This is a genomic window from Pseudomonas sp. VE 267-6A, from assembly GCF_024126555.1.
Lineage (GTDB): Bacteria > Pseudomonadota > Gammaproteobacteria > Pseudomonadales > Pseudomonadaceae > Aquipseudomonas > Aquipseudomonas palmensis.
In genome coordinates this window covers 105,605-122,015 of the sequence record NZ_JAMYBY010000011.1, presented here as the reverse complement: position 1 = coordinate 122,015, position 16,411 = coordinate 105,605, and the positions used below count along the sequence as shown (strand labels likewise).

At 58.8% G+C, this 16,411-nt stretch carries 10 protein-coding genes; 9 read left to right on the top strand and 1 reads right to left on the bottom strand.

Annotated features, from left to right (window positions below):
• Window positions 1–304: 304 nt before the first annotated feature.
• On the bottom strand, window positions 305–1,327 hold the full coding sequence (locus NJH59_RS14885; protein WP_043863985.1) for a zinc-dependent alcohol dehydrogenase family protein: 1,023 nt from the start codon (window positions 1,325–1,327) through the stop codon (window positions 305–307).
• 198 nt (window positions 1,328–1,525) lie between these two features.
• Between NJH59_RS14885 and NJH59_RS14880 the strand changes: the two genes are divergently transcribed.
• The 9 genes from NJH59_RS14880 to NJH59_RS14840 all read left to right on the top strand — a co-directional run bounded on the left by NJH59_RS14880 (window position 1,526) and on the right by NJH59_RS14840 (window position 16,408).
• The gene (locus NJH59_RS14880; protein ID WP_058540294.1) at window positions 1,526–2,440 is read left to right on the top strand and encodes a LysR family transcriptional regulator; all 915 of its coding nucleotides are present in this window, start codon (window positions 1,526–1,528) and stop codon (window positions 2,438–2,440) included.
• Window positions 2,441–3,471: 1,031 nt separating this feature from the next.
• Window positions 3,472–5,145 carry a VPA1262 family N-terminal domain-containing protein gene (locus NJH59_RS14875; RefSeq protein ID WP_253086940.1) on the top strand — a complete coding sequence of 558 codons (1,674 nt, stop codon included), beginning with the start codon at window positions 3,472–3,474 and terminating at the stop codon, window positions 5,143–5,145.
• A gap of 100 nt (window positions 5,146–5,245) precedes the next feature.
• Window positions 5,246–5,770: a hypothetical protein gene (locus tag NJH59_RS14870; protein WP_253086939.1), complete on the top strand. Its 525-nt coding sequence runs from the start codon at window positions 5,246–5,248 to the stop codon at window positions 5,768–5,770.
• A gap of 19 nt (window positions 5,771–5,789) precedes the next feature.
• Window positions 5,790–7,685: a hypothetical protein gene (locus NJH59_RS14865; RefSeq protein ID WP_253086938.1), complete on the top strand. Its 1,896-nt coding sequence runs from the start codon at window positions 5,790–5,792 to the stop codon at window positions 7,683–7,685.
• Window positions 7,686–8,031: 346 nt separating this feature from the next.
• Window positions 8,032–8,904 carry a YafY family protein gene (locus tag NJH59_RS14860; protein ID WP_043863996.1) on the top strand — a complete coding sequence of 291 codons (873 nt, stop codon included), beginning with the start codon at window positions 8,032–8,034 and terminating at the stop codon, window positions 8,902–8,904.
• A gap of 17 nt (window positions 8,905–8,921) precedes the next feature.
• Window positions 8,922–10,502, top strand: a complete 1,581-nt coding sequence (locus NJH59_RS14855; protein ID WP_100632663.1) for a hypothetical protein — start codon at window positions 8,922–8,924, stop codon at window positions 10,500–10,502.
• A gap of 5 nt (window positions 10,503–10,507) precedes the next feature.
• Window positions 10,508–14,827 carry an AAA family ATPase gene (locus NJH59_RS14850; protein WP_236176194.1) on the top strand — a complete coding sequence of 1,440 codons (4,320 nt, stop codon included), beginning with the start codon at window positions 10,508–10,510 and terminating at the stop codon, window positions 14,825–14,827.
• Window positions 14,828–14,996: 169 nt separating this feature from the next.
• Window positions 14,997–15,167, top strand: a complete 171-nt coding sequence (locus NJH59_RS14845; protein ID WP_157811395.1) for a hypothetical protein — start codon at window positions 14,997–14,999, stop codon at window positions 15,165–15,167.
• 20 nt (window positions 15,168–15,187) lie between these two features.
• On the top strand, window positions 15,188–16,408 hold the full coding sequence (locus tag NJH59_RS14840; RefSeq protein ID WP_185061925.1) for a hypothetical protein: 1,221 nt from the start codon (window positions 15,188–15,190) through the stop codon (window positions 16,406–16,408).
• The last annotated feature ends 3 nt before the right edge of the window (window positions 16,409–16,411 follow it).

Sequence of the window (16,411 nt, the reverse complement as noted above, 5' to 3'; positions counted from 1 at the left end):
AAGGCCCCACCTCCATGAACAGTACAGCTGGCACACCATATCTCGCTCCTTGAGATGATTGATGGTTGGATGAACAGCGCCGCCTTAGGCACGACAGTGCCCGACGCCCATAGGAAACAGCAGCCCTTCCACGCGAAGATGTAATTTTACGGACACCGGAAAGTCTTTATTCCCACGCCCACAACATAACGCAAGCGCCGTACTTAGTCCGCACAAGTTAAATAGGAAACATCTGAAACTTTAATAAGAAATTTCCACAAAAAAGCCCGAGACTCGGCTCGGGCTTGGCGTGTCGCGCAGCCTGTCAGGCGTCAGGCAGCACCAGTACCACGCGGCCTCCACACGGGCACTCGTCCATGTGGCGGTGTGCGGCGACGACCTCGTCGAACGGGTAGGCCTTGATGATGTGTGGCAATACCTGGCGGTCGGCGGTGAACTGGTTGATATCGCGCAGTGCGCGCTGCAGCGCCACCTGGTCCTGGGTGATGCCCAGCTCCGGCTTGCCGGTGAAGTTGCTCACGCAGTGCACGAAGAACTGGATGTTCTTCTGGAACGCCGCACAGGCCGGGAACGGCGTCTGGTTGCCGCCCTGCAGGCCGTACAGCACCAGGCTGCCGCGTGGCGCCAGCACATCGCCCAGCAACGACATCTGCGGGCCGCCCAGGCCATCGAGCACCATGTCCACGCCACGGTTGTCGGTGTACTTGTTGATCTGCATGAGCAGGTCCTGCTCTTCGGTCACGATGACCTTCTCTGCCCCCAGCTTGAGCAGGTTGTCGCGCTCGGCGCTGTCCTTGGTGGCGGCGATCACCTTCAGGCCCAGGGCCTTGCCCAGTTGCACGAAGGCCGGCCCGGCGCAGTGGCTGGCGTCGGTGACCAGGGCGGTCTGCCCGGCCTTGGCCCGCGCCAGGTCGACATAGGCGAAATAGGCGATCAGCAGCGGCGTGTAGTGCACGCTGGCCTCGATCGGGCTGAGGATATCGGGGTAGCGGGTCAGTGCATTGCGCGGCAACACGATGACCTCGCCATACACCGGGTGCTCGTTGGGGCTGGTGGCCGGAAAGCTGGCGACCTTGTCGCCGATGGCCAGGTCGTCGACGCCGGCGCCGAGGGCGGTCACCACACCGGCCATTTCGTGGCCGATGCCGGCTGGCAGGCGCGCATGGGACGGCGCCAGGTTCTGCCGCCACAGCACGTCGTACCAACTGATGCCGATAGCCTGCACCCGCACCTGTACTTCACCGGCAGCCGGCTGCGGCGTGGCCACGTCCTCGCACTTGAGCACCTCGGCCTGGCCGAATTTGTGAAAACGGATCATGCGGGACATCGCAAACCTCGCCTAGTGAACCTCTAATACCCGCAACTCTATCGGGGCTATAGCGGTTAGACCATCAGTGGCCATTAATAGTCAACATGCCTGTCATTGATTGGTGATAGCGCCTGCTGCGCAATTTATGCGGTGCAGGGTACCGTCTTTGCCCTTAAGATTCACCCCTGCCCCGACCAGACCTATGAAGCGAAGCCGATGAACCGTAACGACTTGCGTCGCGTCGACCTGAACCTGCTGATCGTGTTCGAGACCTTGATGCACGAGCGCAGCGTCACCCGCGCCGCGGAAAAACTGTTCCTCGGCCAGCCGGCCATCAGTGCGGCGCTGTCGCGCCTGCGCAGCCTGTTCGACGACCCGCTGTTCGTGCGTACCGGGCGCAGCATGGAGCCCTCGGCGCGGGCGGTGGAGATCTTCGCCCTGCTCTCCCCGGCGCTGGACTCCATCTCCACGGCGGTAAGCCGCGCTGCCGACTTCGACCCGGCCACCAGCACGGCGGTGTTTCGCATCGGCCTCTCCGACGACGCCGAGTTCGCCTTGCTGCCGCAACTGCTCAAACGTGTGCGCGCAGAGGCGCCGGGCATCGTGCTGGTGGTGCGCCGGGTCAACTACCTGCTGATGCCCTCGCTGCTGGCGTCGGGTGAAATCTCGGTGGGCGTGAGCTGGACCAGCGACCTGCCGGCCAACGCCAAGCGCAAGGTGCTGCGTCGCAGCAGGCCCAAGGTGCTGCGTGCCGACAGCAAGCCGGGCAGCCTCAGCCTGGATGAATTCTGCGCACGCCCGCATGCCCTGGTGTCGTTTGCCGGCGACCTGAGCGGGTTCATGGATGAGATCCTCGAGAAGCTGGGGCGCAAGCGCCATGTGGTGCTGGCCGTGCCGCAGTTCAACGGCCTGGGCAGCCTGCTGACCGGCACCGACATCCTCGCCACGGTGCCGGACTACACCGCCGAGCAGCTGACCGCCGCCGGCGGCCTGCGCGCCGAAGACCCGCCGCTGGAGGTGCAGAGCTTCGAGCTGCATATGGCGTGGCGCGGGTCGCAGGACAATGATCCGGGGGAGCGGTGGTTGCGGTCGCGGATTCAGATGTTTTTTGGCGACCCTGAGAGTCTTTAGACGTCGTCTGGCAGGCTGTTCGGCTGATCATTTCTGCCTTTCCACAAACCACGAAGTTCCATTCACTTCCAGTGGATCGCTACATTGGGGGCACATTTGAGGGCATGCTTTGGATGGTTTGAAAAGGATGCCCCAGCCTGAGGTCCAACAGTTCCCTTCTAGAAAAGTCACCCTTTGTTGTTCCCACACACCGCGGAGTGAAGGTAGACCGATGAGATGCTCTCCTCTGCCCAAGTGCGTGAGCAACCGAGTGATACCTCCTGTGCAATTAGGATCGCAGGTGTAGCTTGCCAAGCTGAATTCAGACCTCACTCCGACGCTTTTCAAAGCGCTGCCAGAAAGTAGGCAGCTCACCCCTAGGATGCTGGAGGCTTGAACAGACCTCTAGCAGACGTGACACCGTAATCCTTGGTACATCGACCATCAAGCCAACCTCAAGCAGCTTTCCACGGTTCGCAAAGAGCGCTTGGCCCAGATCGTCTTCAACCTCAATTTGTTTGAACGTCGCATCGAAGAAGCGTCGTACCTCCCCGAAAGGCAAAAGAGCATGTTATTGACCGGACGCGCGATCTGTTATGCACTGTATGAAACACCTATCCCTCGTTGATAGGTGGACACTCATTGCCAAAGCTATCGCCAATGGGTATCTGGGCACTCAAGTTAATAAGTACACCGGACGGTTTGGTCGCTACCCAGTGCATGAGGAGCGCTCGCCCAGATGCGTACCTCGGCCATCGAAGCAACTTTGGCCTCGCGCTCTGCGGCCTGCTTGAACGTGTTCGTGCGGAGTTTGCCGAATTCGAAACGACTGGAGGTTCTGGGCAGCGAGTTAAGGCCTGCTTTCTGGCTACATCCCGCCGACACGATCAGTTCTCCAACGTCGCGCGGTGTGCTCCTCAATCAGCACGCAAACCTCTGACACCACTAATATTTGATGGCACGATGGTGGCCTAACCCAACATTAGGTAAGATCTGCACGCTAGTACGGCATACAAAGTGAACAGCAAGCCACTTCATAGAATGAGCCAAACATGGATAGTTTAGAAACCCTTTCATCACCTTATCAATCCGCCGATGCGCTTGCGGGCTTCGATTACGCAGTTGTTCGAATTGCAGTAGTAGTACCGCCACAACCCAAATCGGATCAAACCGAACGCCCCCCTCTGCGATTGATCTTCGGATCGGTTTCGCTTTTGCCACTGGGTCGACAAATACCCCAGAAGCGATATGACACCGCATTCAAACGATTCAAAAAAGAAAAATACAGCATCGCAGTGGACCGAGTAGTAATGCGTGCTGAAGACGCGCTCAATTGGTATAGAAGCTCATTTGGAACTTTCACAACGCCGATCCCTTTCGAAAATAAAAACGCCTCAGATGGCGCACCACTTGATGTAGCAGCTCTTTCTGACTTCCCCAAATGGCCGATATTAGGCGTGCCGATGCAAAGTGAAAGCCTTACGGATTCATCGGAACAATCTCCGGTTCCATTCCAGAACATCGGCATTACCCGATACTCTCGTCGAATCTCAGGAACTCAATCATGGCCCGATTTTTTGAACCCCAGCGGACGAACAAAAAATAGCGACGATGCCTTTGATTTTTTGCTAAGAAATTTGCATGTAGACCTTAGGGATTATCCCGAATATTTAGGCGGAATTACACTTGCCGTTCCTGACATAGACGTTGCTTCCGTAAGACAATTCATCGACCCTAAGACTGGCGACTCTGAGTCGCTGTATTTCCACCTTAAACCTCATCTAGGGCGACCATTGCAAAACCTCAATCTGACTGTATTTGAGGGACAGGAAGGTATGCTGACCGCCTTTCAAACGCTAAAAGTACCCGAGGATGGTCTGATTGAAATCAAAAGACTGAATTCCATCGATACCGCAGGCTTGGTTCTAGCACATGAGCAACGAGGTGTGTTACTACAGACGCCCATGAAATCATTCCTGAGACAAATGCACTTCACAATGGAAGTCGTTGAACAACGCGTCAAGGTGACAGTACCTGAAACCGAAAGTAAAAATAGCGCGGAAAACCATTACCACACAGAAAAGAAGACCTTAGCTTCGGCGCAAACTTACGGCTCCCCTGCAGATACCTCCGATGCTTTCAAGCGTTTGACTGAGGCTCGGAATGACCGAAGTCTGAATTACAGCGCCCTCCGGTATGATCAAACATGGTTTGGCACAGGTCAACGTATACTGGCACTCGATTACATACGAACCAAAATTAGGAATGCCCGAGCTAGCGTTTTCATCGTCGACCCCTATTTCGCAGCAACTCAAATCGCGCAATTTCTTTTTGCACTTGAGCGCAGCAATATAAAATTAAAAATCCTGACTTCTAAGAGCGCTTTCGCCAAATCAAAAAAAACCGCAGATGGTAAAACCACGGAAGTTACCTCAGAGGAAAAACTAGCAGATTTCAAAAGCGCACTCGATAGTTTCAAATCCCTGCACGCCAATCCTCTTGAAGTCAGGATTGCAGAAACAAGCGAAACGAGCTTCCACGACCGATTCATTGCAATAGACGGTCGGGTATGGATACTTGGCAGCTCACTGAATTCTATAGGCACGCAGCCAACTTTAATTATGCGAGTTCCACATGGTGATAAAGTCATAGATCTCTTAGGCCAGCTATTTGACAATTCTGCTATTTTGGAAGGGTTTTCGGAACAGGGCGAATCCGATGCCTAAGCTTTTATCAAGTCCATCTGTCAAGGTCGCCCCAATAACCGAATCCGTCTTAAGCCCTCAGCTACTCATCCCATGCGAGCCCTTTCACCGGGAAGAAGGAGTGCAGCATTTTCCTAGCATAGCAGCCATTAAGGCACGCCTAGGAGTTGAAAAGGTACAAATTTCTGACGAGTTTTCCAGTGCTATTTGTGCAGCACAGTCACGAGTTTGGATAATAGATAAACATATCCTTTCAGATGATGGCAAAAAACCCGATCATAAACGACGACTCGACACCGTCGTAAAATGGTTCCAAAGCACCGATCAGGTTAAATCTGTACGCATTTTAACGGGCACTTCGCCTAATGAAAAAGAAGCAGCACAAAAATTTCTAGCTCTTTCAGAAGAGGTCTCAAATCGCAGACTGCCACTCAACCCACCACTAGATGCTCAGATCAAATTCTCCATTAACAAATTCCCCTATATACACGACCGTTTTGCCATCATAGACGATGAGTTATGGCATTTCGGTGCGACTGTCGGCGGATTCCATCGCAGCGTAAGTGCTGCCAGCCGAGGTTGGGATGTTAATGCTCACAGAGCGATCGATTTTTTCGAAATGGCGTGGAATGGCGTAAGCGACTAATCTAGGAGTTTTTTTACAAATGAAAACAGAATGGTTACTGCCCTCTCCCTATAGAACTGAAAATGATTACAACAGTGCCATAGCCCTCATCAACAACTACGCCGCAGGAAATATCAATTACCCATCTCACTTAATAACGCTCATCAGGAATTATTTTTGCAACCCTTATGACGCTAAAATCGCGCTTAATGAATTTTCCTCAGAGTTAAGCGATACTCATGACGCATCGGAGATCCTAGACGACGCCGAGTCACTTGCTGTCATATCCAGCGCACTCGTTCAAGTTTGGTCTTCTGAAGAAACTGCGCTCAGAACAAATGCACTCTTGGCACTGACTCGACACTCTTGGTGGCTTGAGCACCTATGGATCGACTCTACCTCTGCATTCGCCAAGTTAAACGAAGGCTTCAGGATTACTGTCATCACCATCGCTGCTCAACACTTTATCAACGTTGAGGAGCAACTAAGTAAAGATAACCCACAAGACCATAACGATCCCTTCACGCTTGGTGATCTTTGGAGCGGGCACTTCCGCGAGTCACGATCAAACGATTCGAGCTGGTCTTGGGTACGACTGCTTGCCGAGTTAGACTTTGAACAGTTGTTCGAAACGATGAGTGCGATACGAAATCCCGTGCTGCTTAACCGGATATTAGAGAGCCCAGAATTCTACAATAATTATGATTTATGGGAGAGCTTAACTTCCAGAGCGGCACCAAGTTTTTTAAACGACGGCTCTTGGAACGGCGAAATATTGCTGCCGAGTTTGATCCGCCATGGTAAATCGATGTTGCTTCACGTCGCTGATAGGACAGAGCACCCTAAGGATATACTGGAAACTCATGTCGAAGCCTTGCTGAGTCGCCTGAGCGATACCCTTGCAAAGCGCTCCGACTTCGTCGGGATATTCAAACGCTGGGGCACGTGGATTACTCGTCAGACCCTTAACTTCCCAGCTCATGAGTCACAGCGTAAGACACTCATAGATAGCAGCCACCTCCTGATGGCTTTGGCTGACCGAATAGCCCCTTCATTTGTATCCAGAGCCTCAAGCGATCTGGATAACAGTTGGGAGCCGTGGGTCTATCAAAGCATGCTCGCTCTCTTGCACGGTGAAAAACCAGACCATTTTGCCCCGCCGGATATACAAAGTTTCATCGATGAGTGGAATCTGACAGTGGAGGATTGGGATTCGGTCAAAGGCCAGCGACTTCGAGATCACGCCAAGCACTACCATGCGACCCGCGCAAGCGACTATGCCTGCAGAGTACTCGGTTATTCAATCGCTCTGAGTGATGACTATGCGAATGATTGGTTGCGCATGTGGGAGTGTAGCGTTGCGCTGAGAGAGATCTTGGAGTTCCGCCCTACTGCCCAAACGTCCGACAAATGGCGCTCTTCGGATGTGTCGGGCCTAATGCGAACGTTGCTCGACATCGGCCTGGGAATTCTTGACTGCACAGCCTACGAACAGGAAACCCTGGACACCGAAGCCTTGGACAAAACTGCAAAGCTCTTCACTGCGCTATGGTCAGCTACCACGGAAATGCTTAGCATCGACCTGTACGGTGACGAATTCTGGAGTCAGATGCAGCAACATTTGGCTATACGCCGCATACGATGGGCTGTAGCACCCGGTCAGCCTGCAGAGGCTTACTGTGCTTACCTCAACGAAGTAACAATGCCAAAGGCTGCGGAATTACTGAAGGAGGTTTCTGCGAATACAAGCTCCATTCTGAAGCTCCTTCCGCTGCTACTCCAAAACACCACTAAGCAAAACCTAAGGTATCTCCTCACCATCGCGCAAATCGACATGTCAGCATTGGCCGCGAGCGCTCACAAATACGAACAAGCCCCGAAAAAGAAATTCAACATCGATCCTCATCACGTCGACTTAATCGAGGGACTACGATAGTCGATCGTAGATACCCGACGCATTACAAAGGGCTCGCTGAGGAGAAGCGAGCCCGGCACCATCTGCAGGATGACCAAATCCCCGAAACAGTCCGTATTACTGACAACCCGGCCCGCCCATTGGGATCGTGCGGGCGTTGCAGTGTTCGTCAGGATTGAATCGCCCCTGACAGCCTCTGACAGACCAGCCTCCCAGCAAACCCCGCAAAACATGGCCCCAAGCCACCATTCAGGTTATTGTCGACATTTTTCCCGGCAGAGGCGCTCTAATCGTGTCAGTGCCACTGACACAGCCTGTCAGTCGTCCTCGCTAGAGTCGCCGCCAAGCCCATCGACAAGGACCCGCCATGGCGGCCACCGATCACGACACCCTGGCCCTGCGCCTGGCCGATACCCTGCGGTTGCTGCAAAGCGGCGAGCGCCCTACCCGCCTGCAACTGGCCGAGCGCTTCGGGGTCAGCGAGCGCACCATCTACCGTGACCTCAACCGTCTGGGCGATGTGATCGAGCCCGGCGCCAACGGGGTCTACCAACTGGCCCGCCATCACCGCAGCAGCCTGTCCCCCGCCGACCTGCAGACCTTCGCCCGCATCAGCGGTGTCGAGCAGCTGTTCCCGGCCAACGACCGACGCTCCTGGCTGGACCTGCTAAAACCCGGCCCCACCAGCTTCCTGGTACGCGACGGGCATTTCGCCGCCCAACGCCCGGACAGCTGCGACTTCCGCGAGCTGGGACGGGCGATCGAGCAACAGCGCCGCTGCCAGCTGAACTACACCGGCAAGCAACGCCGAATCGAGCCCTACAGGCTGATCCACAACAAGGGCATCTGGTACCTGGCCGCCACCGAAGACGGTCGCCTCAAGAGCTTCGCCTTCGCCCGTATCGATGCCTTGCAGGTGCTGGACGAATCCTTCGTTGCCGACCCGGCCACCCAGGCGCAGATCGAGAGCGACGATGACATCTGGTTCGGCGAAGACCGCCTCGAGGTCACCGTCCAGGTCGCCGCCAGCAACGCCTACTACTTTCTTCGGCGCAACGTGCTGCCGCACCAGCAACTGATCGAGCAGCAGGCCGACGGTCGCCTGCTGCTGCGCTGCCGGGTCAATCACCCGAACCAGCTGCTGCCGATCATCCGCTACTGGATCCCCCATGTACGCATTCTCGAGCCCGCCTGGTTGCAGCAGCAACTGCGCGACGAGCTCACCGACTACTTGCACTGAACAGCAGGACGACTGACATGACCGAAATGGAAAAGCCCCTGGGCGATGACTACAACCGGGACGACAGCATCGACTTCGAGCAGGTCAATCAGGATCAGGCCCGCTACCTCGAGGCCGAGCTGTTCGACGGCGACAGCAGCAACGGCGAGAAGACCACGGCGGTGGTCGCCTCCTTCGTCGACTCGTGCAACGCGCGGGGTGAAAAGCCGCTGGACCAATGGCTGAGCGACGAGTTTCGCAAGTACCCGCATCTGTGGAGCAACGAAGAGGAACTGCTGAGCACCAGCCAGCAGGTGATCGCCTCCACCGTGGCCTTCAACCAGTCCCGCGAATCGCTGCACGCGCACATGGACAAGGGCCGCAGCAAGGCCTCGTGGCTGGCCGGCGAAATCGAGAAGAACGCGGGCCTCTCCGGCTCGGTACACGTGGGTCAGTACGCCGGACACATCGACAAGGCGCTGGCCGATGCCACGACCAACGCACGGGACATGGTCACCACGCTCAAGGGTGACATCAACCGCAGCCCGCACCTCAACGGCCTGATTGCCGAGCAGCACCACGTCGACACGTTCAACATCGACGCCGTCAGCAAGGGCAGCCCTTACCGCGCCCGCGTGGTGGGCTCCCAGGAAGCGAACTCGGTGGACATCGAGATCGTCGACGGCAACGGCAATGTGGTCGGCAAGTACCAGGCCAAGTACGGCGCCGATGCCGACGCCACCAAAGAGCTGCTCAACCGCGGCGACTACGAAGGGCAGAAACCGCTGGTACCCGAAGGCCAAGGTGCGGACGTGCCCGACAGCGCGGAGGTGATCGAAGCCGATGGCGTGAAATCCCGCCCGCTGTCAAAGGAAGAAGCCCGCAAGCTGCAGGAAAAGGCCCAGCAGGAAGCCGAGTCGCGCCAGTACGACTGGAACGACACCAACCGCGCCACCATCGCCCGCCAGATCGGCAAGCAGGCGGTCATGGGCGCATGCATCGCAGTGGGCATGCAGGGCACGCGGATTCTGGCGCGGCGCTTCTGGAACCGGTTGAACGGCCGGGAAAACCCCAGCAGCCAGGACGACCTCAAGGAATTCTTCGAGAGCTCGCTGCGCGCCGGCACCAACACCGCTGCGCAAGTGGCGGTTTCCGGTGCCGTGGTGGTGGCAGTGAAAAACGGCTGGCTCGGCGCGGCGCTGCGCAACACCCCGGCCGGGCTGATCACCAACATCGCGTGCGTCGGTCTGCAGAACGCCAAGGTCCTCTACAAGTTCGGCAAGGGCGAGCTGACCGGCGAAGAGGCCATCGACGCCATCGGCAACACCACGGTAACCACCACCATGGCCATCGCTGGTGCAACCAAGGGCGCGGCGCTGGGTGCAGCGCTGGGTACGGTGTTCGGCCCGGCAGGTACGGCCATTGGGGGTTTTGTCGGTGGCGTGGCCGGTGGTATCGCCGGCGGGCAGATCGGCGAAGTGGTGTACGAAGCCGGCAAGTCGGTCGCCAGGACGGCTACCCGGGTCGCGGCCGTGGTGCTCGAAGGCACAGGCCGTGCACTCGAATCGGTGGGCAGCGGCCTGCGTAACCTCGCCTCCAGCCTCTTGTCCCTGTGGTGACTGCCATGAACCTGCTCGAACTCAAGGACAAGATCAAATCCCATCTGGTCGCCGGCTATCCCGGGCTGTACATCCACTCCGGCGAAGAAGCCAGGGTCGATACCATGCTGCAGGATGTCGCGAGCCAGTTGGGCATGCACCCCAAGGAATGGAACCTGGGTTATGGCTGGGTGGACTTCGTCAACAAGCAGCCACGGGGCAGCCAGGGGCCTAGGACAGACCTGGCCGAAAGCCTGCCATCACTGCTGGACGACGATCTGGACCACAAGCTGTTCATCATCAAGGACGCCCGCAGTGCGCTGGAAAACCAGCCGCTGGCGGTGGCTCGGCTCAAGCAGTTGCTCAACCGTATCCAGCGCCATCATCGCGGCACGTCGGCGGTGGTACTGGTCTCGGAGACCCTGCACATTCCGTCGCAGATCGAAGCGCAGATCACCCTGCTGCCCCTGCCGCTGCCCCGGGGCGAGGAAATCACCAGCCAGCTTGAAGCGGTGTGCCAGCAGCTTGACCTGCTGGTACCCGAGGGCCTGCGTCAGCGCCTGCACGCAGCGTGCAGCGGCCTGAACCAGGAAGAGATCCGCTCGGCACTGGCGATGGTCCGCCAGCACCACGAGCAGATCAACGATGCCGCCCTGGTACTGATCCAGCATGAAAAAGAGCAGATCATCGCCAAAAGCGGCGTGCTGGAAATGCTGCGGGTCAACGAGAACGCCACCGACATCGGCGGCCTGGAAAACCTCAAGACCTGGCTGGGCCGCCGCGCACAGATCTTCCGTCGCCTCGGCGAAGCGCGTGACGCGCGGGTGCAGGCGCCCAAGGGCGTGCTTATCGCCGGCATGCCCGGCTGCGGCAAGTCGCTTACGGCCAAGGCCGCCGCCGGCCTGTTCCAGTTGCCGCTGCTGCGCCTGGACATCGGCTCGCTGCTGGGCAAGTACGTCGGGGAAAGTGAGCACAACATGCGCCGAGCCCTGAGCATGGCCGAGTCGGTCAGCCCGTGCATCCTGTGGATCGACGAGCTGGAGAAAGCCTTCGTCGGCCTGACCAGCGGCAGCGGCTCCGAAGTCTCGTCGCGGCTGTTCGGCTACTTCCTGACCTGGATGCAGGAGAAGACCGGCGCAGTGTTCGTCATCGCCACCGCCAACAACATCGCTACCCTGCCGCCGGAACTGTTGCGCAAGGGGCGCTTCGACGAAGTGTTCTATGTGGGCTTCCCGAATGCGGTCGAGCGCGGCGCGATTCTCGATATCCACCTCAAGGGTGAGACGGTGCAGCTCGAACCCGCGCAGCGCAGCAAGCTGGTGACCCAGTGCCGCGACTACGCCGGGGCGGACATCCAGAACGCCATCAACGAAGCACGCGAAACCGCCTTTCTGGACGGTCGCCCGCTGAAATTCGAAGACCTCGAAGCCGCCATCGACCTGACCGTGCCGCTGCGTGAAACCCTGCGCGATCAGGTGGCCAAGTACGAAGAGCTGTTCGAGAAGTTCAAGCTCAAGCCAGCTTCAGCCAGCGACGGCCTGAGCGTGGCGCAGATGATTCAGATGGCCGAAAACCACAATGCGCTGCGCCGCGAGGAAGTCGCCCGGCATGAAGACTGCCCTGACGACCTGCTGGAGAGGCTGGTCGGCGATACCGACGCCAAGGTTCGCACCGCGGCCTACGGCAACCCCAACTGCCCGGAAAAGCTGCTGACGCTGCGGATCAACATCGAAGAAGGCCAACCCGGCTTCGATCGCGCCCTGCTGCACCTCGCCTGCCTGCATGCCCACGCGCCGCATGACCTGATAGCGGCGCAGTTCGAACGCCTCGAGCTGGACGCCGAGCAACGCCGTCAGTTGGCGAAAAGAACCGACGACGAATCGTTGCAGCAACGTCTGCTGGCGGATCAGGAGCCGCTGGTACGCAGGGCACTGGCGACCAACAAGGCCGTGAGCAAGGTCGTGCAACAACAGTTGGCCAAGGACACAGCCGTTACCGTGCGCGATTACCTGATCGGCAACGACAACCTGCATCCCGAGGTACAGGAACAACTGGCCCGCGATCCTTCCTTCGAGGTACGCGAGCGCCTGGCTCGGCGTGACGAACTGAGCGAAACCGTGCAGTTGCTGCTGACCCGTGATGAAGACCAGGATGTACTCGAAGCGCTGGCCCGCCGCGCAGGCGCGACCGCCCTCCCCGACGCGGTACAACTGGAGCTGGTCAAATGCGACCCTGATGTGCGCGAGGCCCTGGCACGCAACGACAACCTGGGTGCCCCTGCCCAGTTGCTGCTGGCTCGGGACCCAAGCCTGCAGGTACGGCGCATTCTTGCCGACCACCCGAACCTCACCAGCGCCGCCCTGCAATGCCTGACCACAGACGTAGAAGAGGTACAGGCAAGCCTGGCTGGCAACACCAACCTGGGGTCCGCCTTGTTGCAGATGGGCCTGAGCCAGCATGAATCGGAGGACGTGCGTCGCGCTCTGGCAGGCAACAGCGCGCTCAATGTCGAGGTGCAGGCGCGGCTGCTGAAGGACCCCGAGCCCAACGTGCGCGAGGCGCTGGCAGGCAACGACCACCTGGCCGAGCAGATCCTCGAGGCACTGATGTACGATGAGCAGGACGATGTGCGCGAGCGTCTGGTGCGCTGGCGCGACACGGTACAGCCAAGCGTGCAGCGCCATCTGGCAGCAGACCCAAGCACCGACGTCCGCAGATGCCTGGCACGCGTAGCAGACCTGCTGGATGACGTGCAGCAGCAACTGGCCGGTGACCTGCCCGAGATCCAGCAGGAACTGGCGGAAAACGCCGCCCTCGGCACTGACATCCAGCAGCGCCTGCTGGAACGAGGCGATGCGCAGACCCTGTGTGCGCTGGCGGGCAATCAGGCCGTGACAGCACCGCTGCAAGCCCGGCTGGCCGATGACAGCAACATCGATGTACGAACCCGCCTGGCAAGCAACCCGGCGCTGGCCGGGCCGGTCGCCGACAAGCTGATCGGCGACGTGGAAGCGGTGCAACGCGCCCTGGCCGGCAACCGCCACCTGAGCGAGGCACAGTGTCTGCGTCTGTACAAGATCGGCAGCGAGCACGTCCGCCAAACCCTGGCAGCAAACACGGCCATCGGTGAAACCCTGATGACCCTGATCTGCCAGACGAAAACAGCAGCGCCAACCGAGGCCAGTGATTCGGTAGGAAGGGCCATCGGCATGATCTTCTCTGGTTACATGGGCGCGCAACAATCGCCCGTGAGCGGGCAGGAGCAGCCTCCAGGCAAGGAAAAGCTGGTGCTGGCTGCGCAAGGCAAGCTGCCTGCTCATCTGCAGGCCGACCTGTTGGCCGAAGGCGCACAGGCGCAACCCCTGCTCGAAGCGCTGGCCGACAACTCGACGCTGACCAGGCCCGTGCAAGAGGCCCTGGCGGCGCACAAGAGCGCCAAGGTCAGAGCTCGACTGGCCGCCAACAAGGCCGTCGACAGCGACATTCTGCGTCAGTTGCTGCGCGACCCCGAACCCGACGTGCGCATCGCACTGCTGCGCGACTGGTGGATGGATCGCGACATGGAACTGGAGCTGGCACAGGACAAGAATGTCAACGTGCGCTTCGCCGTGGCCGCCAATCAACACGTCGGCACAGCCGCACAACTGCTGCTGGCCAACGACCCGGACGAGTCCGTGCGTGCGCGCCTGATAGAACGTGACAGCCACTTCATGTTCACCCTGCATTCGCGGGCCCAGGAGATCCTGGCACAAGACGTCGAACAGGACATCCGCGAATCGCTGGCTACCTACCCCAAGCTCAAACCATCGGCGCAACTGGTGTTGGCCAAGGACGACGAGATCTGCGTGCGCATCGCACTGGCCAGGGGCAACAAGGACTGGAATGGAGGTGACCTGTGCGAGGAAGCACAACTGCAGCTGTTGCGCGACGAGGAAAGCAGCGTGCATCTGGCGCTGGCTGAAAACCGCCGGCTGTCTCCCGCAACCCAGGCGCTGCTGGCCCAGAACGCGCTGGCAAGCGTGAGGCTCAAACTGGTGGAGTCATCCAGCTACATGAATCAGCTCACCCCAGAGGCGCAGCGGATCCTGGCCAGGGACAAGGACAGCAAGGTCCGCCAGGAACTGGCAAACAGGCTGTTTGGCCTGCTGGCCATGCCCAGTGAAGAAGACGTGCAGTTGACCCTGGCCAGCGACCCGGACACAGAGGTCAGGCTGGCGATCCTGGTTTCCCTGCGCTACAACAGCACCCGCGTAAGCGATGCAGTCAGGGCGCGGTTGATCGAAGGGCTGGACCACGACACCCGCCAGACCGTGGAAGAGATGCTCGACAGCTGCGAGGAAGATTGAGCCCTCCCCGAGTGGTATCTTCCGAGCAACCTATTCGCGCAGGTTGCCGCTATGTTGCAACCTGCGCAAACGAACTTTCCGCTCGACAGGCCCCTCTGTTGCCAACGGAAAGTATTACCCCTAGCATCGTGCGGTTAAACCCCGCCCAATCCGATAAAGGACACTCGTGATGCAATCGAAAACAGTTGAACTTCAATCCCCGGCACTGGACTCGATGACCGAAATCAAGCGCCCGGCACTGAAATTGAGCGAGCTGGATCCTGGTACCCTCAGTGACTTCGAGGCCATGTTCGGCCTGTGGAAAGAAGCGGATCACTGCGACAAGGAACTGCGCGACTGACGCCAAGGGCGGTGGCGGCAATGACAATGTCAGTTGATTTGCAGATCGTTTCAGGCTTGTCGTCGGCCGCCGCTTTGCCCGGCGTCCTCGGGGCGCATCTTGAAGCCCTTGGACATCCTGTGCACCAGCGTATCGATACACTCGATACCGGCGCTGCTGGATGTGCAAGGCACCCGGACACACCCTCTACTGCAGCCATCGTGCTGGTGCTTCCCATCCTGGGCGATAACGACCTGTCGGACGAACACCTGCTGAGCCTGCGGCACTGGCGCGATACCCGGAGCCTGGCGGGCCGACGCATTTTTGTCACCCTCAAGGGCGATCGTCATGTATCGGATGAATTCGTATCCCCACACCACCCCATCCACATCAAGTTGCGCAAGCTGTTCTATTTTCTCGGTGGGTTGAAGATTCTGCCCATCAAGCTGGACAGCGACACGCCGGCACGCATTGCATCGCTCATCGCCGCAGAACTGCAAGCAGGCAGCACAGCCCCCTGCAAAGCGTGGGACCATCTGGCGCAGCTCACCGGCAGGCCCCCCATGTGGGCCCACGACCGCAAGCTGCTCGACTTCGATGACGAAGAGAATGGGTCGAGCCTGCTACTCGAGACTCCCCGAGCGCGGTTGAACGATATCTTTCACGCCATCCGGGCATTGACCCCCCGCACACTCAAGCTCAATCGGGCACGGTTGTGCGACAGCGATATGACCCGGCTGCCTGCCATCCCCAGCGTCCTGGCGGCAGAGCTGGGCAGCAACTGCATGAGCCTGCAGAGCGCGTCCACGGTGTTTCCCGGCTGCAAATGGCTCGGCCTGGGGGCGAACAGCTTGCAGACTCTGGACCTCACCGCTGCACCCCCCGGGCTCGATACCCTGCTGGTGTACAAGAACAGTCTGCGGGAGCTGCGATGGCCCGCCACTGCTGGGTGTCGCCTCAAGCACCTGAGCCTCTATCGCAACAGGTTTCGACATATCGACTGGCCGGTCGATCAGCTGGACATCGAGCGGCTCAACCTGGGAGCCAACCCTGTCGAGGCACTGCCCGAGCAGTTGGCCCAGGCCCGTCATCTGCGCTGTCTGGGCATTGCCCGGACTCACATACGCCGCCTGCCGGACTGGCTGTTCGAGCTGCCCGCGCTGGTGGAAATCGATATCAGTCATATCGAAGACCAATTGCCGCCCGCGCAACTTGGCAAGTTGATCGATTCAGGTATCACGCTCATAAACAAGCCCAGATAGAGC